This window comes from Streptococcus pseudopneumoniae, from assembly GCF_038148955.1.
GTDB classification, from domain to species: domain Bacteria; phylum Bacillota; class Bacilli; order Lactobacillales; family Streptococcaceae; genus Streptococcus; species Streptococcus pseudopneumoniae_T.
Genome location: NZ_JBBJZY010000005.1, coordinates 72,578 through 94,333 on the forward strand (window position 1 = coordinate 72,578; position 21,756 = coordinate 94,333).

Below are 21,756 nucleotides of genomic sequence, written 5' to 3' on the forward strand. Positions count from 1 at the left end.
GTCTCATCCCTAAACATAACCAACATAGTGAGAAGTCTGGAACTTTCATCCCAGACTTTTCCTTATTTATTTTTTCTTTTTATTGTTAGCAAGGGCTGCCTTTTGTTGGCGGATGATTTGGTGGTAAACTTGTTGTACCTTAGCTTCGCTTGGTTTTTGACCATTTGCACTCAAAAGAGTACGAACTGCTTCAGCATTCAAACGTGGGTTGTCAGCGAATTCTTTTTCAATTTGCTTACGAACCAAGTACATTCCTCCAAGAGCTCCTCCTAGAAAAGCTAGCACAATCAATACAATTGCTAATAGTAAATCCATCATATTTCTCCTGTTTCTTTTTGAGTCTCTTTCATTATACCACAAACTAGCCACCCTGACTAGTTTGTTCTACACTTTCAGGGATGGAATAGACAGCAAAAAGAACCCTGCTTTTCTGCAAAAGAGGGCTCCTTGCTAAGTTTAATTTACATAAATAGCTAGTGTAAGAAATAAAAGACTGAGACACCAGTTCTCAGCCTTTTTCTTTATCCCAAAACCAATTCATCACTGACGAGGCTTTGGCCACTATTTTTCTGGAAGAGATGCATGAGATCTTCAACCGTCAGATGCTTTTTCTCCTCTCCCTTGACATCCACCACTATCTTGCCTTGATAGAGCATAATGAGACGATTGCCGTACTCAATCGCATGATTCATATCGTGGGTAATCATCAGAGTAGTCAACTGATGGTGTTCCACAATCTTTTGCGTCAAGTCCATCACCATTTGACTCGTTTTCGGGTCAAGTGCCGCAGTGTGTTCATCCAACAACAAGAGCTTAGGTTTCACCAAGGCTGCCATGACTAGGGTCAAGGCCTGTCTTTGTCCTCCTGAAAGGTATTGAGTATCCACTTTCAAGCGATTTTCAAGACCGATATTCAACTCTTTCAAGGCCTCTTGGAACTGGATTCTATCCTTCTCCTTCACGCCCCAACCAAGTCCTCTTTTTTGTCCACGTCTCAAGGCAATGGCCATATTCTCCTCAATCGTCAAACGAGAAGCTGTCCCCATCTTAGGATCTTGAAAAACACGGGCAATATCCTTGGCTCTCTTTCGTACACTCAGATTTTTAATGGATTTCCCTTCCAACAAAAGGTCCCCTTCGTCCACAGATAGATTTCCAGCCAAGATATTCATCAAAGTGGATTTCCCTGCTCCATTTCCACCGATTACAGAGATAAAATCTCCCTCTTCAACCTCTAAATCTAATCCTTTTAGGACATGGTTCTCATTGACCGTCCCTGCTTCAAATGTTTTGTGAATATTTTCAAGTGTTAACAAACTTGCCATAACTTTCTCCTCCTATTCATTTCTCAATTTCAAACCACGAATCTTTAATCTCTTTTGTAATTCTGGTGCGAATAGAACCAAGGCTAGCAAGATTGCATTAAAGAGACGAACCAGGTTCTGATCTAGATTTGGAATTTCATAGATATTTAAAATAATCAAACGGTAAACAATGGCACCGATTCCGATAGATAACAAACGTCCTCCAATGGTCAAATCGTGAATCAAAACTTCCGCAATAATGACTGCACTCAAACCAACAACGATGGTCCCTGTCCCAGAAGTTACATCTGAAAATCCATCATTCTGAGCAAACAAGGAACCACATAGGGCAATCAAACCGTTTGAAATCATGTAACCAACAATCTTCATGGTGTCTACATTGACCCCATTGGCCTCACTCATCGGAATATTGTCCCCAGTCGAACGCAAGACCAATCCAATCTCCGTTTTCATCAAAAGAGTCAAGACCAAACAAACAAGTAAAAGACAAACCAAGCTAAGCGTGAAAACAGCTTCTTCATTTGTCAGCCCCAAGCTCGCCAATTGTTTAAAGACAGTTGAAGAATCTCCCAAGGAAAGATTGGGCACACTTCCCATGATTTTAATATTGATCGAATAAAGACCTGTCAAGGTCACAATCCCTGTCAAGAGAGCTGGGATTTTCATCTTGGTATGGAGCATACCTGACACAAGACCTGCTACCATACCTGCCAGCAAAGCAAGTAAAGTCGCAATCCAAGGATTTGTCCCCGCCTGTATCTGCGATACGACGACAGCTGCCCCCAGAGGAAAGGATCCTTCAGCAGTCATATCCGCAATATCCAAAATACGGAAAGTCAAGTAGACTCCAATGGCCATAATCGACCACAACAAACCTTCTGATAAACTAGATAATACAAAACTCATCTTAAACCTCCTTATTCCTTGCTTTCTAACTTACTAATATCAATTCCTAGTGCATCTGCCATTTCTTTATTGGTATGCAATTCCAGTTTTTCAGGCAACTCAACTGCTATATTTTCTGGCTTCTCACCTTTTAAGACACGAATCAACATACGAGCTGTCTGTCTTCCCAGTTCTTCATAATTGGTACCGTAGTTATACAAACCACCAACCGCAATCATTTCTGTCGAACCACCGAATACTGGAACCTTGTGTTTAATAGAAACCTGCTTAACTGTTTCCATGGTTGACGAAATGATATTGTCCGTTGGTACAAAAACCATATCCACTTCTGCCATCAAACTCTCTGCTGCAGCCTTGACGTTGTTACTATCCAAGATTGTTTTTTCAACAACGGTAAAGCCTTTTTCTTCCAGAAGACGCTTAGCTTCATCCTTTTGGACAACTGAGTTTGGCTCGCTCTGAGTATAGAGTATTCCAATTGTTTTAGCCTTTGGCAACACTTTCTTTATCAAATTGATTTGGGTTGAAATGGCATCTGATGACTGGTCGCTTGTCCCCGTCACATTGCCACCAGGATGCTCTCTTGACTCAACCAACTTGGCACTGACAGGGTCTGTTACAGCTGAAAAGATAACCGGTGTCGTTTGTGTTGTATTAGCCAAACTCTGAGCAGAAGGCGTTGCGATGGCTAGAACGACATCACTAGATTCTGCTAGTTGCTGGGAAATCGTTTTCAGATTTCTTTGTTCTCCCTGTGCATTTTGCAAATCAATCTCAATATTTTTTCCCTCAATATAACCTTGCTTGGCCAGCTCATCCACAAAACCTTCTCTAGTAGCGTCTAGGGACTGGTGGGTAATAAACTGCGAAATACCGATACGAAACACATCTTTTTTCTTATCTGCCTTCAACTGATGCAAACTGATCAGAGAGGTCAAGAGGATACCCACTACCAAGAGGGGGGCTAGTAATTTTCGAATAACTTTCATAATGAAACTCCTTCTCAGAAAAGATAATACTCAATGAAAATCAAAGAGCAAACTAGGAAACTAGCCGCAGGCTGCTCAAAACAGTGTTTTGAGGTTGTGGATAGAACTGACGAAGTCAGTAACCATACCTACGGCAAGGCGACGTTGACGTGGTTTGAAGAGATTTTCGAAGAGTATAAAACAAAAAAACCGCCTAGATAATACCTAAACGGATGCTTGAAATAATCTAACAAGTTACAACTTAGCTAGTCCATTTAGATATTCATCTATATGGACCACAATCAAAAATCTTAGCCACATAGATACAAACAAATTGCTTGAACTGTTTGCATCCATGGTGACATGTCTACAAACACTATCTAAAGTAGCTAAAGTAAAAGTTTTGAGTCATCGTTACAGCTTGTTTCTTATTCATTTCTTTTCTGCTTTCTTTTTTGATGTTTCCTATCTTACCACCTTTTTCATTAGCTGTCAAGAATATTTCAGAATATTTTAAAATTTTTCGAAAATTCTTTCAGGATGCTTTCAATTCTTTTAGGATAATTTCAAAGATTTGCCCATTAGACAAAATAGAACGATTTGAAGGTGTTTATGGTATTTAGTTGTACTAGAACCTTTTAAAAGTGTTTTGATGGCTTGTATTTCTTCTTTGGTTGATTTTATATCACTATTATATAATGCGTTTTGATTTTAGTATAGTATTAAACTGACTCTTGGCAGTCGGACAAAAAATCGACAGTTATTTTATACTGTTTAAAACCAATAGTCAATACGACAATCTCTTTACTTTTCGATTATCAACTCTGTAGATTGCTAACATATCCAAAATAAGCCAAGTATCCCGAGGATAGGCAACATATCTAGGTGTCCAGATAGGATTAAACTTTTGTTTATACTGTCTAAGACCACTAAATGAATAGAATCGATTAGTGAAGGCATAGATGAGATAGGCTACTTTTTCTTGTAGAAAGCTATGTTTCTCAGTTCCTACATTTGACAACGGCGCCATGCCTAATTCAAATAAACGAACTCTTTCTTCTTTAAAATGAAGTAATAATTTCACAAAGAGATAATCCATAATACCATTAGGTGCTGTCCTTAAGTGGTAGCGCATCAAATCGATGCTAGCTTCTTCAGGACCATTACAAGCTAAAAAGGTAACAAAAGCCTGAACCCTATCTTCCTTATCCCTTACAAGAGCTATTGGTGCTAATTGAATGTACTTCTCATCAAAAAATCCAAGTGAAAACCCTTTTTCTTGACGACCATCTAGCCAATTATCCGATATTTCTTTAAGGGTGTTAAGCAACTTCTTATCAAAAGGTGGTTGTAATACTTGGAATTGATACCCCTTGCTTTCTAATCGATTAACAACGGTTCTAAATTTCTTTCCTTGTTTTCCTTCGGTTGTAAATCTATCGAGTAATACCTGAGCAGTCTCCCCAAATTTCATAAAGTCGTACCCATATTCATGAAGTAATAGGGTGGTTTCTTGATTAATTTCGTAGAAAATAACAGAGACATTTGTGTCCTCCGCATCCTCTAAAAACTTCGATAAGCCTTTTTCTAAGTATCCTGACTGTGCCAGTGGATCCGACATAACGACACATTTATTATTTTCAATTGCAAATTGGAAAACAACCTTGTCTTGACCATCCTCTTGGTACCAATAAAGGTATTTGTCATCTAAATAAGCCAGGGTAGCATCTAAATTTATATTTGGTATTGTTGCAATAAAGTCTTGATAACGTTGCTTATCGAAAACTTCTCCAAAATTCTCTTTGGTTTGATTGCTCTCACGGAGTACCAAAACATACGAAATCACCAATATCAGAGACGAGCCAAAAAGATGAATCCAGTGTGTAATCAAATGAGGAAGATGTTTAACTTCAAATACATGATGAGGGTTCAAATGTCCTAACAAAACAAGGGTCAAGAAGAAACTTCCACCAATATACGATATATCCTTACAACAATCTTCCCAAGCATAAATATAATGACTGCGAACAAATGTATTTCTAATCCACCATATGATAGACAAAATAATGATTAGAAAAAAACTACTTGCTAATGAAAGACTACCAATATTCAAATAAACAAGGCTTACTAGACCTAGTACAGTAGCGAATGGTAATGTAAATTTTAAACGTCGTTTAACTAGTCTTGCAAGAAGGAAGAAGTGAACGCCGAGAATGATACTAGGAAGTTGAAAAACAAACTGTCCAGTGCTAGGTGAAAGTTCTTTAAACAAAGGAAGATGTCCTAATTCTTGAGGAACTATAGCTGACACCACGAGGAAGAAAGCAAAAAGTCGCAACCCCCAAACCAATACTATAGTGGATAGTGATCCAATAACCTTTTGGGGAATTCCCAAATATTTCTCATTAAGTCGGCCACCCATATTTTTTAAGAATAAAACAATTCCTAAACAGAAAGGAAGAATATAATAGAATAAACGAAATACTAGTAACCAACTTAGCGCCTGATCTTTATCAATACCAAGGCCAACTAAACCAGATACCATAATTAAATCGAAACTACCTAGGCTACCTGGAATCATCGATATAATCCCAATTGTAATAGCAATCATAAAGAGGGGGATTACATCATAAATTGGTAAATTGTAGCCTAAAACATACCCAACCAAAAGGAAAAAACTTAATACACTAGCCCAATCAAGGGCAGAAGTTAACACTAAAGATAAAATTGTCCTTCCACTCAATTGACCAAAATAGACCCATTTTTTTCTATTTGAAACAAATAAAATAATTGGAAGATAGAGACAAGCTCCCAAAAGAGCTGGCCAATATTGTTTAATCCCCATTGAAATAGGAAATATAATTGTGAAAATTAAACTTATCAGTGCAAACAGTGAGAAACCACTCATAAAATAAGGGATGACACGAGAAATTCCTTGCATACTTTTTTCAGAGCGTTCTTCATCTCCATAGAAAGAATAGCGTAAACCAACATCCACCAAACCTGCAAAGCCAATCATATTATTCAAGCTATTTATAGTCCAACTTGTTTCTAGTAAGTAAGATAATTTTTGTTTCTGATTAAGTTCTTTATTTAGGATTCTATCATAGAGCATCATTGGCGCAACAGCCATAGAACCGAGCAAAGCTAAAGCAATGACTTTTATTGGGGAGAGTTCCCCCAAGATTGCTCCAATCTTATCAAACGAAATTGTCTTAAAAAGTCTGATTATCTCTACAATAACTAAACTAACAATAGATAAAAATAAGGTAATCTTGATGAGTGTCTGCCATTTTTTCATGCAATTCAAAATTGTTCTCACAAGCTCATCCTCTTATCCTAATAAAGTTTGTAATATTGGAATAACAACGATAAATAGAACCGTACTTAGAGTCACCACATTCGTAGAGAATTCCACATCTCCTTTTCCCTGATTAGCAAGGATTGGGAGAATAGCTAGAGCTGGTGTAGCGGACTGAATCATAAAGGTCTTAAATTCTACTGTCGCCATATTTGGTGCAGAGAACTTCAATACAAGAAGCATAATCAGAGGAGCTAGGATAAAGCGTCCAACTAAAGTGACAATTGTATCTTTATCAAAAGTAATAGTATTCAAGCCTGCCTTTGCAAGAACGATACCAATATAAATCAGAGATAAGGGAGTGACGATATTTCCAACGTAGGTTAAGGTATTTGTTGCGAAATCTGGAATGGAGATGCGGAGAATCAAAAATAGTAGAGCGACAAGAAAACCTACAAGCGGAGCTGGAAGCAATTTCTTCCAGTCAAATTTAGTTTTCTTCTTGCTTTGACCCGATTTACTATCGCTCGTCATCACATACACGCCTAATGTCCAGGTAGAAATCGTGTTGGTGATATAGTAAATTAAGAAATATGGAAGAGCCTGATTACCAAAAAGAGCAACGTTTAATGGTAGACCGATAAAAATAGTATTGGCATTCACAAAGGTATTAATCATGGTTCCTCGCCGTCCTGGACGAACCTTGAAAAGCCTAACCGCAATATAAGCTACTATATATCCCAATTTAAATGCTACAAAAGTATAAAAGAGTCCTCCAGAAAGACTGATTAGTTTATCTAGCGTTAGGTATTTCATCACCGACACAAAGATTGACGCTGGCAAGGCTACATTCATGATCAAACGAGATAGATTGGATCCAAAACTATCTCCAAACCATCCCCTCACCTGAAGAATATACCCCAAAACAATAATAGCAATAATCGGAATGATACTCGTAATCGAGGTTAAAAAGAGTGACATAGGTGTCCTTTCTAAATTACTTAAGTCCACAGCCCATACAAATCTGCCTGCCACTATAGAAGGATAGGCAGTAGCAATGAATTATTTATACTCTGGATACCACTTCAAATCACGAACTGCTTTGGCCATATCTGTTTCCTTAGCGCGTGCAAGACCTTGCTCTTGTGCTTTTTTAGCGACTGCTTCTGCTACTTTAATAGAAACATCTGCTACATACTTGAATGGTGGCAAGACAGGAGCTCCTGGTTGGCCTGGATTGACAATACCACTCAATGAATGCGCCGCTGCTCCAATCATTTCATCAGTCAAAAGACTTGCTTCAGAAGCCAGCATACCTAGACCAAGACCTGGGTAAATCAGGGCATTATTGGCTTGACCAATCACATAGTCTACACCTTTATAAGAAACCGTATCAGCAGGAATTCCTGTTGCGACAAAAGCTTTGCCATCTGACCATTCAATCAAATCTTTGGCACTAGCTTCTGCCAATTTAGTTGGGTTTGACAAAGGGAAGATCATTGGACGCTCTGTGTTTTCACACATAGCTTCTACTATTTCTTTAGTGAAGGTATTAGGCTGAGTTGAAGTTCCTACAAGAATGGTTGGCTTCACAGTCTTCACTACTTCAAGCAGGTCAGTCAACTTATCTGCGTTACTAAAGTCAGCACGTTTCTTAGCAAATGGTTTTTGCTCTGGTGTCAAGTCATCCATGTCATCAAAGAGAAGACCTTGTTTATCAACCATAAAGAAACGTTTATAGGCTTCTTCTTCAGAAAGACCTTCACTTACCATTTCACGAAGAACACGAGAGGCAATTCCTGCACCCGCAGTACCACCACCATAGCAGAGATAAACTTGATCTGTTAATTTTTCACCACTAATATCCAGCGAACCAAAGATACCACCCAAGGTAACGATTCCTGTACCTTGAATATCATCATTAAAGGTCGGAATTTGTTTCCGGTATTTTTCAAGAATATTGGCAGCATTCAAGCGGCCGAAGTCTTCCCAGTGAAGGTAGAGTTTAGGAAAGAGACGTTCTGCTGTTTGAACAAATTGGTCAATGAAGTCGTAGTAACGATCTCCGCGAACCCGTTCGTGACGATTGCCTAAGTAATTAGGATTGTTTCGAAGTTCTTCACGGTTAGTCCCTGCATCAATAACTAAAGGAAGGACCATTGAAGGATCGATTCCAGCAGCACCCGTATAGACCATCAATTTCCCAACAGAAATATCGACACCATTTGTTCCCCAGTCGCCAATTCCAAGGATTCCTTCTGCATCTGTTACAACAATGAGATGAATCTCGCGACCCCCGGCAGCATTTTTCAAAGTGGCTTCAATATTTTCAGGATGATTGATATCAAGATATCCCGCATATTGGGGATCTACAAAAAGATCACTATAGCCTTCAATCGTATCTGCAATGGTTGGATCATATACAATTGGATTGAATTCTTCCAAATGTTGAGAAAAGAGGTAATAGAAAAGAGTCCTGTTGGTATTAAAAATTTCCATTAGGAAAAGACGTTTTTCCAAATCATTGGCTTTTGTTTGCATTTGTGCATAAGTTTGCGCCGCTTGTTCTTCAATCGTTTGAACATACGGTGGCAGTAAACCAATAAGGCCTAGTTCCTTTCGCTCCTCTAAGGTAAAGGCAGTACCTTTATTGAGGAAAGGATTGTTTAAAATATCATGTGCAGTCATAGTGCAACCTCCTTTTTACTTATATTATACCACATGAAACGAATTGTTCGTAAAACGTTGTTGTTTAAATAATACAATTGTATACGCATATGTTATAATGAGTCTACGAGAACAATTTCTAATAGGCTCTTTGATACTTAAAACACTATTATGGATAATACTTTAAGTTGTTATATTTTATAAATTTCTGAACTCATCAAACTCTCGATGATCACTCTTTACTAAAAGTTTCGAGTAAAAGAAACCAATCATACAAATTGACAATCCTAATTAAAATAAATATCACATAAGTATGTTATGTAACACTTTGTATTTTTTAAGGTGTTTTTTTGTCATATAAAACTTGTATTCTATTTATATGACAACTAAAAACTATTTACAACAATATATTTCCCAAAAAGTGAAATATTTTCGAACACAGAATAAAATGAGCCAGGAAGAACTTTCGGAACAAGCAGGACTCGGGCTTAAGTATATCAATCAACTTGAAAACCAAAATGTGAATCTGACCATTCACAGTCTTGAAAAAGTGATTGACGCACTAGAAATGACCCCAGAGGAATTTTTCAATTTTGATAGCCTTGAATCAACCTCTGATAAGAGTGACAATCTTTCACTCAAAAGAATCAACATGAAGATTAAACAGCTCCCTATTGATAAACGAGAAAAAATGTTGGTCATTTTTGAGAGTATCTTAGATAATCTTTGAGATCCCTGACTCACTTACATTTTAACTGGTGAATACTCGTATAGTCAAATTGTAGGATACGGATAAAAATTATTTATCTGCTGTTTTCCACTTATTTTCCTTCTCCAACTAATGAAAGTGAGCCCATATGAATTTAAAAGATCTACAATATTTTTATGACCTCTGCCAGCTTCAATCCTATACGGAAGTAGCAAAACAACATAAAGTCAGCCAACCATCTATTTCTTATGCTATCAAGCGCTTAGAGGAATCCTTTAACTGCAAATTGATTCACCATGACCCCTCGCATCGTTCCTTCAAGCTAACTCCTCAAGGACAAATCCTTCTAAAGCATACAGAACTGATTTTACCTGAGATCATTTCTACTCGCAAAGAAATTAATCGCTCCTTGGCACAATACTCTACTGTCGGATTCCCTCCTATTATCATTCAGTATCTCTTTGCTGCCTTAAACGAAAAAGATAAATTCGATTTTTTAAAAAAGGTACGCCCTATTCGTGGTGGCTCAGTGGAGTTATTAAACCTTCTCATCAAAGGAGACCTTGATGCAAGTCTACTCGGTTTGATTGAACCTCTCAACTATCCTTCAATAGAGACACACGAGCTATTTCATAAAGAACTATATGTCGTTTTATCTAAGAATCATCCTTTTGCTACTGCTCCTTCACTCGCTTTTGAAGAATTAGCAGATCAATCCTTTATACTCTTAGACGAACACTTTGTTCACCTGAAAGCTTTTGAAACGCTTAATCAAAAGTATCAAAACAAGGCAGAAATATTCTTTAAAACTGATGACATTGCCATCCTTAAAGAACTTTTAAAGAAAGGGATTGGCCTTAGTTTACTGGCTGATATCGCACTTTCTGATGAAGATGATGATTTAATAAAAATTCCTCTTATACCGAAGGACAAGATAACTTTTACAGTTTATTACGCTTACCTTAAATCAGCTACACCGTCATCAGAAGTAGAAGCCTTATTTAATCTCCTTAAATCATATGAATAGAAAAAACTCTAACTATCAATGAACTGATAGCTAGAGTTTTTTACATTGTAGATATTAGACTCAATGAAAATCAAAAAGCAAACTAGGAATCTAGCCGCAGGTTGCTCAAAACAGTATTTTGAGGTGGTAGATAGAGCTGACGTGGTTTGAAGAGATTTTCGAAGAGTATTAGACTATAGTAGATTGAAACTAGAGTAATACGCCGCGACTTCTAAAACTTTTCTAGAAATGAATTTGACTTTCCTAATAAAGTTGTTCAGATTTTATTTCATCTCACTATAATTCAATGATTTTCTAAGAATTCTATTTCTTTCGAAAATTCTTTCAAGGCACTTTCAAATATTTTCAAATCAGTCCAACAAAAAAAGGTTTATAATTTCCATAAAAGTTGACATGGAAATTATAAAACCATTATTAGTTTAATCCTTGTTGATAACGTGCCAATTCAGCTTGGTTCGCCCAAACATAGTGACCTGGACGGATTTCAACCATAGATGGCTTATCAGTCTCATAGTCATGTTGACTCGGGTCGTAAATCTTCAAGACCTTCTTACGTTCCAAGATTGGATCTGGGATTGGTACCGCTGAAAGCAAGGCTTGAGTATATGGGTGAATTGGATTGTTAAACAATTCTTCTGTTTCTGCAACCTCTACAATAACACCCTTGTAAATAACTGCGATACGATCTGAAATAAAACGAACAACCGACAAGTCATGGGCGATAAAGAGATAGGTCAAACCAAGTTCTTTTTGGAATTTTTTGAGCAAGTTCAAAACTTGGGCACGAACAGAAACGTCCAAGGCTGAAATTGGCTCATCCGCAATAACAAAGTCTGGTTGCATGACCAAGGCACGAGCAATACCGATACGTTGACGTTGACCACCTGAAAATTCATGAGGGTAGCGAGTCAAGTGCTCAGCAAGAAGACCTACTTCACGGATAATATTTTTAACTTTCTCTTTACGTTCTTCTTCATCTTTGAACAGATGATAATTGTAAAGACCTTCAGAAATAATATAATCAACAGTCGCACGTTCATTCAAACTTGCCGCAGGGTCTTGGAAAATCATCTGGATACGACGAATCAATTCTGCAGCTTGTTCACGCGATTTCTTACCATTAATCTTTTGACCTTCAAAAATGATATCTCCATTGCTTGTATCATTTAGACCGATTATCGCACGACCAATAGTTGTTTTCCCACTACCGGACTCACCTACAAGCGAGAAGGTTTCTCCCTTGTTGATAAAGAAGTTAGCATTTTTAACCGCGACAAACTTCTTACTTCCTTCACCAAAGGAAATTTCTAAATCTTTGATTTCTACTAATTTTTCAGACATTTCCTTCCTCCTAATCTTCCAGATGGGTAAATCCCATTTTTTCACGGATCTTATCATGGAGATTTGCAATCACAGCTGGTTTTTCTACTTTTGGAGCATCCTCATGAAGAAGCCAAGTTTTAGCCCAATGTGTCTCTGATACTGAGAATTGAGGAGCTTTTTGTTCAAAGTCAATCTGCATTGCATAGTCTGAACGCAAGGCAAAGGCATCCCCTTTCAGGTCAGTATAAAGCGACGGAGGTGTTCCTGGGATTGAGTAAAGATCCCCTTTATCATCAGCAAGCTGAGGCAAGCTAGACAAGAGACTCCATGTATATGGATGGCGAGGGTCATAGAAGACTTCCTCAACAGTTCCATACTCAACGATTTCTCCTGCATACATAACCGCTACCTTATCCGCAATACTTGCTACCACACCAAGGTCGTGGGTGATAAAGATTGTTGTAAAATGGTACTCGTTTTGCAATGATTTCAGCAAATCAATAATCTGTGCTTGAATGGTCACATCCAAGGCTGTTGTTGGCTCATCACAGATCAAAACATCAGGTCGGCAGGCAAGGGCAATAGCAATTACGATACGTTGACGCATCCCTCCAGAATATTGGAATGGGTATTCATCAAAACGTCTATCTGCATCTGGAATCCCAACCTTATTCATGTAGTCAATGGCCAATTCTTTCGCTTCTTTAGCTGTTTTTCCTTGGTGTTTTACAATAACTTCTGTAATCTGACTACCAATTGTTTTAATTGGGTCCAAACTAGTCATTGGATCTTGAAAGATAGTCGCAATCTTAGCACCACGAATTTGTTCCCAATCCTTGTGAGAAGACAAGGCTGTCAAATCCTGACCACGGTAGTCAATGCTACCTTGGGCAATGCGACCATTTTCTTCAAGCATACCTGTGAAAGTTTTTGTCAAAACAGATTTTCCTGATCCTGACTCACCTACCAAGGCTAATACTTCTCCTTCAACTAGTTCAAGGGAAACGCCGCGAATGGCTGTCAATACTTTGTCACGAACGTCAAATTCCACGACAATATCGCGAGCAGTCAAAATTACATTTTTTTCTTTTGTCATTTCTACTCCTATCTATGTGTACGTGGATCACTAGCATCCGCTAAGTTTTGACCAACTACGAAAAGGGACAAGGATACCAAAACAAGGGTTGTCAATGGAATCCAGAACAAGTAAGCATTGGTTGTTACGTTTTGTGAATAATCCGAAATCAAACGACCCAAACTTGGCACTGTAATCGGCAATCCAAGACCGAAGAAAGACAAGAAGGCTTCGTATGAGATAAAGCTTGGAAGCATTTGAGTCATGGTTGTCACAATAACAGATACCAGTTGTGGCATGATATTTTTGGCAACAATCTTCAAGGTTGGTGTTCCCAAAGTACGTGACGCCAAGTTGTATTCCAAATCACGATAACGCAAGATTTGCACACGGATCATGAAGGCAATCCCGATCCATGTTGTTACACTCATGGCAAAAATCAAATTCCAGAATCCAGCTCCGATTGAGTAAGTCAAGACAATAACAATCAAAAGAGATGGGATGTTTGAGATGACGTTGTAAACTTCCATCATCACGCGGTCAACTGATTTTGAAATTCCCCAAATACCACCGACAAAAACACCGATAACCAAGTTAATCACTGTCGCAATCACAGAAATGAGGATAGAGTTACGAGCTCCAAACCAGACACCGTCAAAGAGAGATTTACCATTACTGTCTGTACCGAACCAATGCTCAGCATTTGGCTTGATATAACGAGCACTAAAGTCGTTTACCTTGCTGACATCATTGAAATCAAACTTAGAAAACATTGGGTAGATGAAACTCATCAAAATGATAGCTACCAAGATTCCCAACATGACTACAGTTGATTTTTTCTTCATAAATTGTCTAAACACTGATTTCCAGTAAGAATATGCTGGCGCATCAATAGTTTCAGAGGCAAAATCGTCACGTTTTACAAACTGAAATTTTTCTTTATCGATTGTAGACATTATTTGCCTCCTTTCTCAGTCAATTTAATACGTGGGTCAATAATCGTCATCCAAATATCTCCCAAAAGAAGTGAGAAGATAGAAATACATGTAAAGATGAAGACAAGACCTACGACCATAGAGTTATTAGATGCTTTTACAGAGTCAATCAACATTTTACCCATACCTGGGAAGGCGAAGACTGTTTCAGTAAGGGTTGCACCACCGATCACCCCAATAACGGCACCAGGAATTCCTGAAACCAGCGGAACCATGGCATTTTTAAAGATATGTTTGTTTGAAATTTCTTTTTCAGACAAACCTTTTGCACGAGCGAAACGAACAAAGTCTTGTGATTGCAAGTCAATCATGTAACGACGAATCCAAATGGCTGTACCAGGAGCACCCAACAAACCAAGAATAACTGCTGGTAAAACATATGAGCGCCAATCTCCAGCACCTAAGATAGGGAATGAATCTGGCAAGCCAATTGAAGAACCAATCAATCGAACAATATAAACAAGGGCGATTGTTGGAAGAGCCATCAAGAAGGTCAAAGCCCCTGTTGAGAAGCTATCAATCCAAGTGTTCTTGAAACGAGCCATGGCTGAACCAAGTGGCACGGCAATCGCATAAGAAATCACCAAACCAATCAAACCAGCAATAGCAGAGCTGACAATCATAGATGGATATTGGTAATTACTTTCAGTCGCTGTATAAGGATCATCTTTCCCATAGCTAGCTACTTCACGAGAGTCAGCCTGACTAGGTGACTTGTAGGTTCTTGAGTAAATATTTACAGAAGACGTTTTCTTACCTGTTGGGAACTGAACTTGAGCAGTTTTGGTTTGTCCTTGACCTTGAGTAATAACCTGAAGAACTGGTGTATTAGCATAGGTTGGATAAGAGTCACCTAAATTGATATTCACAAAATTTTGATGCACAAATGGGAACTGACTGTTGAAGTACAAGAGATATTTATGTTTAGTACCTGAACCGACCAATGACCATCCGATAGCTGGATCATTTTCGAAACGAAGGTAACGTTTCAAGTCTGGATTTTCAGGATCTTGAATTTTATTTGTATGGTCAATGTCAATCAAGTTAGCATAGAAGTGAAAAACACGTTCAAAAATTGGAATTTCACGAGTAGCATAGAATTGACCACTTTCAGTAAATTCCCCCAAAGTCCAACCATGACCTAATTGATTGATGTACTTTTCATAAATAGCTTTATTGGTCGCATTTGCCTCTACTGTTACAGAAGAATCCATGCTACTTGCCTTTTCTTGCAACTCTTTAGTATCGTAATACTCAATGTAGCCCATACGCTCAAACACAGTATTTTCATAGTTATCACGTTTATCAGCTGTTGTCGCAATTTTATTATAGTTAGGATCCTGCTTGAAAATCAATTTTCGAGGAACCAAGGTATAGATAATCGTGTAGGTCAAAGTCGTTACTAAGAAAATCGAAATCAATGACCGCAAAACACGCATAAAAATATATTTTTTCATATTATTTCCTTTAAAAATCCCAAAAGAACCTTCTCCTCATGGAGAGAAAGTTCTATTAGAAATTATTTACTTCACATGACTTGCCAATTCTTTTTGAGCTTTCTCATTTGATTCAGCTTTTTCTTTCAACCATTTTTCACGAGCTTTTTCATACTCTTCTTTGGTGATTGCTTTTTCACCAACTTCAGTGTACTTCAAGTATCCTGAATTTTCACCTTTAAGGCCAGATTCAGAATATGATGAGCTAAATGGTAGAACTTTTGAAACATATGAAACGGCTGTTTCTTTAGGAGAAGCCATTACTGGAATTGTCAAAGCATTGTCAGTCAACCAAGCTTGTGCTACCGCGTATTTTTCATAACGTTTTTGAACATCTTGGTTTTCGCTGTTTGCATCATCAAGTAATTTTCCATAGTCAGCTAAAGCAAGTTTGCTTACTACTGATGCATCAGTGTTTTGGTCAATACCAAGGTAAAGGCGAGTGTTTCCTCCCTTGATGACAAACTGATCCAAGAAAGTAGAAGGATCTTGATAGTCAGGGTTCCATCCTAGCAAGGTGTGGATATCCCAATCTTGCTCTTTAGCTGTTGGAGCACTAAATGAAATTGGTAAAGCTTCTGCTTGAGTCATTTGCTGTAAGTCTACAACAACATTATCTGAACCCAATACTTTTTCAATTGATTGTTTCAATGATTGAACACGGTTTACAACTGCTGTTGATTCTTGGATAACCAAGGCATCCAAGTGGATTGGGAATTCAACACCTTCAGCTTGTAGGCTTGATTTAGCTTTAGCAAATGCTTCTTTCGCTTTTTCTTCATTGTAAAGTCCATTTTGAGAATCTGCTAGAGATACGTTTGACCAAGTAGAAGAATTTGTCTTAGCCAAGCTATCTTGTACCAATTCACCAAATATTTTCTTACCAACTTGCAGATTATATGGTGCGAATGTATTACGGATGGCTACTGCAGCTCCATCAGTACCATTTGTTTGAGCCGAGTAAGAATTGCGATCGACTGCAAAGTTCAAGGCTTGACGGAATTCCTTGTTTAGCAATGCTTTCTGAGTAGATGTCTTTTGGGCATCACTTGTCTTAGCAGTGTGGTTATACGTTGTACGGCCATAGTTCAAGCTGACAGTTGCAACACCAGCACCAGGTTCGTTAAAGTAAATGTTATCTTTGAAATCAGCTGCATATTTTTCATATGTAGAACTTGTTGGGAAGATACGAGCCTTACTATATTGACCATCAGAAAAACCTTTGGCAATTACATCTTGATCCTTACCGTCCCAGAAAGTGAACTTAACGTTCTCAATTTTTACATTTTCTTTGTCCCAGTAAGCGTCATTTTTAGCCATCTCGATAGATGATTTAGGAGTTACAGCCTTCAAGACAAATGGACCGTTATAAAGAATAGAGTTAGCATCTGTTGGGGCACCAAAACCTTCCCCTTTTGAAGCTAAGAATTCTTCATTAACTGGCATCAAAACACCACTAGTGGTCTTGTCATTCCAGAAAGTTTCTGGCTGGTTCAAGGTATACTCTAGTGTTTGGTCATCGAGTGCTTTTACTCCGACGGTTGAAAAATCGCTTGTTTCACCCTTGATATAGGCTTCTAATCCCTTAATAGAAGAGCTAACGATTGAAAGTCCTTTTGATTTCCCATCTACCGCATGTTTCAAACCAGTAACGAAGTCTTTAGCAGTGACAGGAGCATATTCTTCTCCTTCTGCAGTTACCCATTTAGCATCCTTACGGATTTTATAGGTATAAGTCAAACCATCTTTTGAAACTGTCCATGATTCAGCAATAGAAGGAACCAGATTACCATATTTATCATTAGCCAACAAACCATCTACAGCATTTGTTGTGATGAATGATGTTGAATCGATATTGCTGACAATATAATCCAAAGTTTCTGGATCTGTTTGATAAACATATTGGTAATCTTTTGCTAGTTTCGCATTATTTGAACTAGTGTTTGAACACGCAGCTAGAACTCCTGACGCTAATAAGGTAGCTCCTGCTACAGCAAGCACTTGACTTTTTTTCATTTCTTCACTCCTCGTAATAAAGTATAGGTTGTTATCAATTATACCATAGATTTTAAGATGTTTCAAGAAAAATAAACGAATTTTCAGAATATTTAGGCTTATTAACACAAATTTTTCATTTTTTCTGAATATATGATTCAAATTGTCGTTCGAAGTATCAAAGGCTCCAGCGAAAATAGGAAATTTGACGCAGAAACTTTGGAGCTTAGAAAGACCTATAGTAAAATGAAATACGGACTGAACAATGTGATTTTGGAATTCAAATTAAATTATAATAATATTGTAGAAGTATCATTCTAGTATTCAAGATTCAATTTACTATATCTTTTTCACACCAACCTTATTCCAAATTCAATTACTTTCGTGATTTACACATATAGATTAAGACTATCTTTTATACTTTAAAATTTCTCGCTACCTTATCCACTATATACGCCTTGCTATCACGTTCCTGTTAGTAGTGCCACGATTTCGCTATCCCTTCCTTTGACAATTCTTATTTCCTGCGTCAGACTTAAAACGATCTATCCCCAGACCATTTTAATCCACTACCTCACGATAGTCAGGCTTGGGGAGAGCTATTGTATTCACCGATAGTGGAGCCCTACAGAGGACTTACACCTCAGATGCACGACATGTCCAGTGTATATAAAAATCTCCTACCCAAGGTAGAAGATTCTAATCTTATAAACTTAATCCGTCATGTCCGATACCAACGTTCGATGCTCCAATGGAACACTGCACATAACTAGCAAGAAAATGAAACCTGATTGAATCCAGAAGAGGGCCAAGTCAAAGATTCCGTGTACAGCAACCACTGTAAGGAAAGACAGATAAAGACCGATAATCGGACGTTTCCCCGACTCCTGACTCATATCCATCATCAAGCGAACAGGAGCAACAGAAGACAAAACTAATAAAATAGTCCCCACAATTCCATAACTCAGAATCGTATCAATATAAAGACTGTGAGCATGTTCATGATAAGGGGCATTTATCCGAGGATAAGAGTGCATATAGGTTAATGGCCCCTCACCCCAAAAAGGATTTTGCTTAAACAAGGCCATCCCAGCATCCCAGATAGAAATGCGTTCTTCCATAGAAGAGTCTAAAGTCCCCATCCTAACTCCCAAATCACTAGAAAAGAGGAAACTCAAGCCAATCGCAAAGACCCCAATACTAAGCCAAAAGGCCTTCCAGTTTTTAATGGTCGTAAAGAGATAAATAATGGCTCCAGCGATAATAGCAGGAAAGGCAGTTCGATTTTGCGTAAAGTTCAAACCAAAGAGATTCACAAAGCCTGCAATCACACAGAATACTTTTAACCAATTCAACTTGGTCGTTGTAAACAGATAGAAAGCAATCATGATACAGAAACAACAAATAATTCCATAATAATTAGGGTTAAAGAAGGTCACTTCTGCACGATTCTGATGCCATACCTGCATATTGGGTGAAAGAAAAGCATAGTTAAATTTCTTCACAATTTGGAAATGTTCTAAACTCGCAAATGTAGCTGACAATACACTACCAAACAAGACGAGCTGCAAAATCAATCGAAAGAATTTATGGGATAAAATCGACTGATAGTGCAAAAAGAAAACAGTAAATAGAAACATTCCTACTGAAGCCACAAGACCCATCCAATTTTGTGCAAGAATGGATATAACAGTACTATAGCCAAGAAAAAGAAGCAGCATCGGATGCTCCCCCATTTTCTGAAGAATACTTTTCATGTCTCCTGTAAAAATCAAACTGATAATATATAAACAGAATACAACTACAAAAAGATAAAAGGGTAAAAAGATACTCAGGATAATTCCCAATAAAATCAGCTCTTTACTAGACAACCCTCTCAGCTTTTCAATAAAGCCTATTGATTTCAAAACGAATCCTTTCTCTCCAAATCAGCTGATTCAGATAATAGTAAGCTATCCTATATTGTACCACTTTTTTAGCAATTTGAAAACAAAGGAAACGTTTTCTAAAATAAAAATCCTGTTTGCGAAAATACTGAGATTTCAAAACTCAATCTTAATGATTGCATTTTCTCTAAGAAAATCATGCCGTAAATAGTAGGCATATGTTAAAATAGTAGTAATAAAATATAGATTAGGCGCAACTGTCCAAACTAGATTCAAATCATATACTATTCTTAAAGAAAGGAAACACTATGAAATCCTACCAAGCCGTCTACCAGATTCTAGCAAAAGAAAGCGATTATATCAGCGGAGAAAAAATCGCAGAAGAACTATCACTGACCCGAACATCGATATGGAAAGCTATCAAGCGACTAGAACAAGAAGGAATTGAAATTGATAGTATCAAAAACAAAGGATATAAACTAGTGAATGGAGACCTTATTCTTCCAGAACTTCTAGAAGAAAATCTTCCAATTAAAATCAGTTTTAAATCCGAAACAAAATCAACACAATTAGATGCAAAAGAAGCAATTGATTTAGGGAATGAAGCAAACACCCTCTATCTAGCTTTCTATCAAACAGCTGGTCGAGGCCGTTTTCAACGTTCTTTCTACTCCCCACAAGGTGGCATTTATATGACCCTCCATCTTAAACCAAAGCTCCCCTATGATAAATTACCATCCTACACACTACTTGTAGCTGGAGCTATCTACAAAGCCATTAAGAACCTAACTTTAATAGATGTCGACATAAAATGGGTCAACGATATCTACCTCAACAATCATAAAATTGGAGGCATCCTCACTGAAGCAATGACCTCCGTAGAAACAGGCTTAGTCACAGATATCATTATTGGGGTAGGAATCAACTTCACTATTCAAGATTTCCCACAAGAATTAAAAGAAAGAGCTGCTAGCTTATTTAAAACTCCAGCTCCAATAACAAGGAATGAATTGATCATAGAAATCTGGCGTGCTTTCTTCGAAACACCAGCAGAGGAACTATTATACCTATATAAAAAACAGTCATTCGTTCTAGGAAAAGAAGTCACTTTCACACTAGAACAAAAAGACTACAAGGGACTTGCTAAAGACATCTCAGAAAATGGAAAACTTTTAGTTCAATGTGATAACGGAAAAGAAATCTGGCTAAATAGCGGAGAAATTTCACTCAAGAGTTGGAAGTAAAATAACACAATTATAATATAAACGATATAAAAATAACTTCAGATTAGTAATTCAATTAAGTTTTACAGATCTGAAGTTTTATTGTCTCTAAAAATAAAAAAGAGAGTTATAAACTCTCATTAAAACGGAGAATAAGGGATTCGAACCCTTGCGCCAGTTACCCGACCTAACGATTTAGCAAACCGTCCTCTTCAGCCTCTTGAGTAATTCTCCAATTAATGGGCACGAGTGGACTCGAACCACCGACCTCACGCTTATCAGGCGTGCGCTCTAACCACCTGAGCTACGCGCCCAAGTTAAAAAACTTGGTAATTTGAACAAAGTTCAAAGCGGGTGACGAGAATCGAACTCGCGACAACAGCTTGGAAGGCTGTAGTTTTACCACTAAACTACACCCGCATAAATACTATCAATAAAATGGCGCGAGACGGAATCGAACCGCCGACACATGGAGCTTCAATCCATTGCTCTACCAACTGAGCTACCGAGCCTTATTGCGGGAGCAGGATTTGAACCTACGACCTTCGGGTTATGAGCCCGACGAGCTACCGAGCTGCTCCATCCCGCGTTAATATAAAAGGAGGATGTGGGATTCGAACCCACGCACGCTTTTACACGCCTGACGGTTTTCAAGACCGTTCCCTTCAGCCGGACTTGGGTAATCCTCCAATATTCAAATGGACCTTGTAGGACTTGAACCTACGACCACTCGGTTATGAGCCGAGAGCTCTAACCAGCTGAGCTAAAGGTCCAACAAGATCTTTATAGCGGCGAAGGGGATCGAACCCCCGACCTCCCGGGTATGAACCGGACGCTCTAGCCAGCTGAGCTACACCGCC

The 21,756-nt window shown here is 38.1% G+C and carries 17 protein-coding genes, 8 tRNA genes and 1 pseudogene; 4 read left to right on the forward strand and 22 right to left on the reverse strand.

Annotated elements, in window-relative coordinates:
* Positions 1 to 66: 66 nt before the first annotated feature.
* The 4 genes from WKI23_RS03025 to WKI23_RS03040 form a co-directional block, all read right to left on the reverse strand.
* On the reverse strand, positions 67 to 315 hold the full coding sequence (locus tag WKI23_RS03025; RefSeq protein ID WP_000364990.1) for a YneF family protein: 249 nt from the start codon (positions 313 to 315) through the stop codon (positions 67 to 69).
* Between the two features lie 206 nt (positions 316 to 521).
* Positions 522 to 1,325: an ABC transporter ATP-binding protein gene (locus tag WKI23_RS03030; RefSeq protein WP_000157668.1), complete on the reverse strand. Its 804-nt coding sequence runs from the start codon at positions 1,323 to 1,325 to the stop codon at positions 522 to 524.
* A 12-nt stretch (positions 1,326 to 1,337) separates the two neighbouring features.
* Positions 1,338 to 2,231: an ABC transporter permease gene (locus WKI23_RS03035; protein ID WP_368078909.1), complete on the reverse strand. Its 894-nt coding sequence runs from the start codon at positions 2,229 to 2,231 to the stop codon at positions 1,338 to 1,340.
* Between the two features lie 11 nt (positions 2,232 to 2,242).
* Positions 2,243 to 3,220, reverse strand: coding sequence for an ABC transporter substrate-binding protein (locus WKI23_RS03040; RefSeq protein WP_368078910.1), 978 nt, complete (start codon positions 3,218 to 3,220; stop codon positions 2,243 to 2,245).
* A gap of 33 nt (positions 3,221 to 3,253) precedes the next feature.
* Between WKI23_RS03040 and WKI23_RS03045 the strand changes: the two genes are divergently transcribed.
* Positions 3,254 to 3,421 (forward strand): hypothetical protein, encoded by a 168-nt coding sequence (locus tag WKI23_RS03045; RefSeq protein WP_368078911.1) that lies wholly within the window; start codon positions 3,254 to 3,256, stop codon positions 3,419 to 3,421.
* Positions 3,422 to 3,763: 342 nt separating this feature from the next.
* On the opposite strand, the pseudogene WKI23_RS03050 reads toward WKI23_RS03045, so the two are convergent.
* From WKI23_RS03050 to WKI23_RS03065, 4 genes and pseudogenes are all read right to left on the reverse strand, one after another.
* Positions 3,764 to 3,883 (reverse strand): annotated as a pseudogene (locus WKI23_RS03050) (IS630 family transposase); the annotation flags it as partial.
* Between the two features lie 103 nt (positions 3,884 to 3,986).
* On the reverse strand, positions 3,987 to 6,500 hold the full coding sequence (mprF, locus tag WKI23_RS03055; RefSeq protein WP_368078912.1) for a bifunctional lysylphosphatidylglycerol flippase/synthetase MprF: 2,514 nt from the start codon (positions 6,498 to 6,500) through the stop codon (positions 3,987 to 3,989).
* A gap of 33 nt (positions 6,501 to 6,533) precedes the next feature.
* Positions 6,534 to 7,481: an AEC family transporter gene (locus WKI23_RS03060; RefSeq protein WP_368078913.1), complete on the reverse strand. Its 948-nt coding sequence runs from the start codon at positions 7,479 to 7,481 to the stop codon at positions 6,534 to 6,536.
* A gap of 81 nt (positions 7,482 to 7,562) precedes the next feature.
* Positions 7,563 to 9,188: a malolactic enzyme gene (locus tag WKI23_RS03065; RefSeq protein WP_368078914.1), complete on the reverse strand. Its 1,626-nt coding sequence runs from the start codon at positions 9,186 to 9,188 to the stop codon at positions 7,563 to 7,565.
* A 358-nt stretch (positions 9,189 to 9,546) separates the two neighbouring features.
* On the opposite strand from WKI23_RS03065, the gene WKI23_RS03070 reads away from it, so the two are divergent.
* Positions 9,547 to 9,897, forward strand: coding sequence for a helix-turn-helix domain-containing protein (locus tag WKI23_RS03070; RefSeq protein ID WP_000208712.1), 351 nt, complete (start codon positions 9,547 to 9,549; stop codon positions 9,895 to 9,897).
* Between the two features lie 127 nt (positions 9,898 to 10,024).
* A complete protein-coding gene (locus WKI23_RS03075; protein ID WP_368078915.1) occupies positions 10,025 to 10,903 on the forward strand; it encodes a LysR family transcriptional regulator in 879 nt (292 codons plus the stop codon).
* 414 nt (positions 10,904 to 11,317) lie between these two features.
* On the opposite strand, the gene WKI23_RS03080 is transcribed toward WKI23_RS03075, so the two are convergent.
* The 6 genes from WKI23_RS03080 to WKI23_RS03105 form a co-directional block, all read right to left on the reverse strand.
* A complete protein-coding gene (locus tag WKI23_RS03080) occupies positions 11,318 to 12,244 on the reverse strand; it encodes an ATP-binding cassette domain-containing protein (protein WP_368078916.1) in 927 nt (308 codons plus the stop codon).
* Between the two features lie 10 nt (positions 12,245 to 12,254).
* Positions 12,255 to 13,322 (reverse strand): ABC transporter ATP-binding protein, encoded by a 1,068-nt coding sequence (locus tag WKI23_RS03085; protein WP_173229297.1) that lies wholly within the window; start codon positions 13,320 to 13,322, stop codon positions 12,255 to 12,257.
* 8 nt (positions 13,323 to 13,330) lie between these two features.
* Positions 13,331 to 14,257: an oligopeptide ABC transporter permease OppC gene (gene oppC, locus WKI23_RS03090; RefSeq protein WP_000103703.1), complete on the reverse strand. Its 927-nt coding sequence runs from the start codon at positions 14,255 to 14,257 to the stop codon at positions 13,331 to 13,333.
* Positions 14,257 to 15,753, reverse strand: coding sequence for an ABC transporter permease (locus WKI23_RS03095; RefSeq protein ID WP_173306909.1), 1,497 nt, complete (start codon positions 15,751 to 15,753; stop codon positions 14,257 to 14,259). Before WKI23_RS03095 ends, oppC begins: the two co-directional genes overlap by 1 nt.
* Positions 15,754 to 15,819: 66 nt before the next feature.
* Positions 15,820 to 17,808 (reverse strand): peptide ABC transporter substrate-binding protein, encoded by a 1,989-nt coding sequence (locus WKI23_RS03100; RefSeq protein ID WP_368078917.1) that lies wholly within the window; start codon positions 17,806 to 17,808, stop codon positions 15,820 to 15,822.
* Positions 17,809 to 18,500: 692 nt separating this feature from the next.
* Positions 18,501 to 19,694 (reverse strand): O-antigen ligase, encoded by a 1,194-nt coding sequence (locus WKI23_RS03105; RefSeq protein WP_368078918.1) that lies wholly within the window; start codon positions 19,692 to 19,694, stop codon positions 18,501 to 18,503.
* 287 nt (positions 19,695 to 19,981) lie between these two features.
* Between WKI23_RS03105 and birA the strand changes: the two genes are divergently transcribed.
* Positions 19,982 to 20,917, forward strand: coding sequence for a bifunctional biotin--[acetyl-CoA-carboxylase] ligase/biotin operon repressor BirA (gene birA, locus WKI23_RS03110; RefSeq protein WP_368078919.1), 936 nt, complete (start codon positions 19,982 to 19,984; stop codon positions 20,915 to 20,917).
* 125 nt (positions 20,918 to 21,042) lie between these two features.
* Here birA and WKI23_RS03115 read toward each other — a convergent pair.
* The 8 genes from WKI23_RS03115 to WKI23_RS03150 form a co-directional block, all read right to left on the reverse strand.
* Positions 21,043 to 21,130 (reverse strand) — tRNA-Ser (locus WKI23_RS03115).
* 6 nt (positions 21,131 to 21,136) lie between these two features.
* Positions 21,137 to 21,210, reverse strand: a tRNA-Ile gene (locus tag WKI23_RS03120).
* Positions 21,211 to 21,245: 35 nt separating this feature from the next.
* A tRNA-Gly gene (locus WKI23_RS03125) sits at positions 21,246 to 21,316 on the reverse strand.
* Positions 21,317 to 21,335: 19 nt separating this feature from the next.
* Positions 21,336 to 21,408, reverse strand: a tRNA-Phe gene (locus WKI23_RS03130).
* Between the two features lie 3 nt (positions 21,409 to 21,411).
* Positions 21,412 to 21,485 (reverse strand) — tRNA-Met (locus WKI23_RS03135).
* Positions 21,486 to 21,495: 10 nt separating this feature from the next.
* Positions 21,496 to 21,585: transfer RNA gene (locus WKI23_RS03140), tRNA-Ser, on the reverse strand.
* A 10-nt stretch (positions 21,586 to 21,595) separates the two neighbouring features.
* A tRNA-Ile gene (locus WKI23_RS03145) sits at positions 21,596 to 21,669 on the reverse strand.
* A 13-nt stretch (positions 21,670 to 21,682) separates the two neighbouring features.
* Positions 21,683 to 21,756: transfer RNA gene (locus WKI23_RS03150), tRNA-Met, on the reverse strand.

Coding starts and splice junctions, on each gene's coding strand:
- WKI23_RS03065 (WP_368078914.1), bottom strand. CDS start 9,188: ATGACTGCACATGATATTTTAAACAATCCTTTCCTCAATAAAGGTACT.
- WKI23_RS03085 (WP_173229297.1), bottom strand. CDS start 13,322: ATGACAAAAGAAAAAAATGTAATTTTGACTGCTCGCGATATTGTCGTG.
- WKI23_RS03075 (WP_368078915.1), top strand. CDS start 10,025: ATGAATTTAAAAGATCTACAATATTTTTATGACCTCTGCCAGCTTCAA.
- WKI23_RS03070 (WP_000208712.1), top strand. CDS start 9,547: ATGACAACTAAAAACTATTTACAACAATATATTTCCCAAAAAGTGAAA.
- WKI23_RS03100 (WP_368078917.1), bottom strand. CDS start 17,808: ATGAAAAAAAGTCAAGTGCTTGCTGTAGCAGGAGCTACCTTATTAGCG.
- WKI23_RS03060 (WP_368078913.1), bottom strand. CDS start 7,481: ATGTCACTCTTTTTAACCTCGATTACGAGTATCATTCCGATTATTGCT.
- WKI23_RS03080 (WP_368078916.1), bottom strand. CDS start 12,244: ATGTCTGAAAAATTAGTAGAAATCAAAGATTTAGAAATTTCCTTTGGT.
- WKI23_RS03045 (WP_368078911.1), top strand. CDS start 3,254: ATGAAAATCAAAGAGCAAACTAGGAAACTAGCCGCAGGCTGCTCAAAA.
- WKI23_RS03035 (WP_368078909.1), bottom strand. CDS start 2,231: ATGAGTTTTGTATTATCTAGTTTATCAGAAGGTTTGTTGTGGTCGATT.
- WKI23_RS03030 (WP_000157668.1), bottom strand. CDS start 1,325: ATGGCAAGTTTGTTAACACTTGAAAATATTCACAAAACATTTGAAGCA.
- WKI23_RS03025 (WP_000364990.1), bottom strand. CDS start 315: ATGGATTTACTATTAGCAATTGTATTGATTGTGCTAGCTTTTCTAGGA.
- birA (WP_368078919.1), top strand. CDS start 19,982: ATGAAATCCTACCAAGCCGTCTACCAGATTCTAGCAAAAGAAAGCGAT.
- WKI23_RS03040 (WP_368078910.1), bottom strand. CDS start 3,220: ATGAAAGTTATTCGAAAATTACTAGCCCCCCTCTTGGTAGTGGGTATC.
- WKI23_RS03095 (WP_173306909.1), bottom strand. CDS start 15,753: ATGAAAAAATATATTTTTATGCGTGTTTTGCGGTCATTGATTTCGATT.
- oppC (WP_000103703.1), bottom strand. CDS start 14,257: ATGTCTACAATCGATAAAGAAAAATTTCAGTTTGTAAAACGTGACGAT.
- mprF (WP_368078912.1), bottom strand. CDS start 6,500: ATGAAAAAATGGCAGACACTCATCAAGATTACCTTATTTTTATCTATT.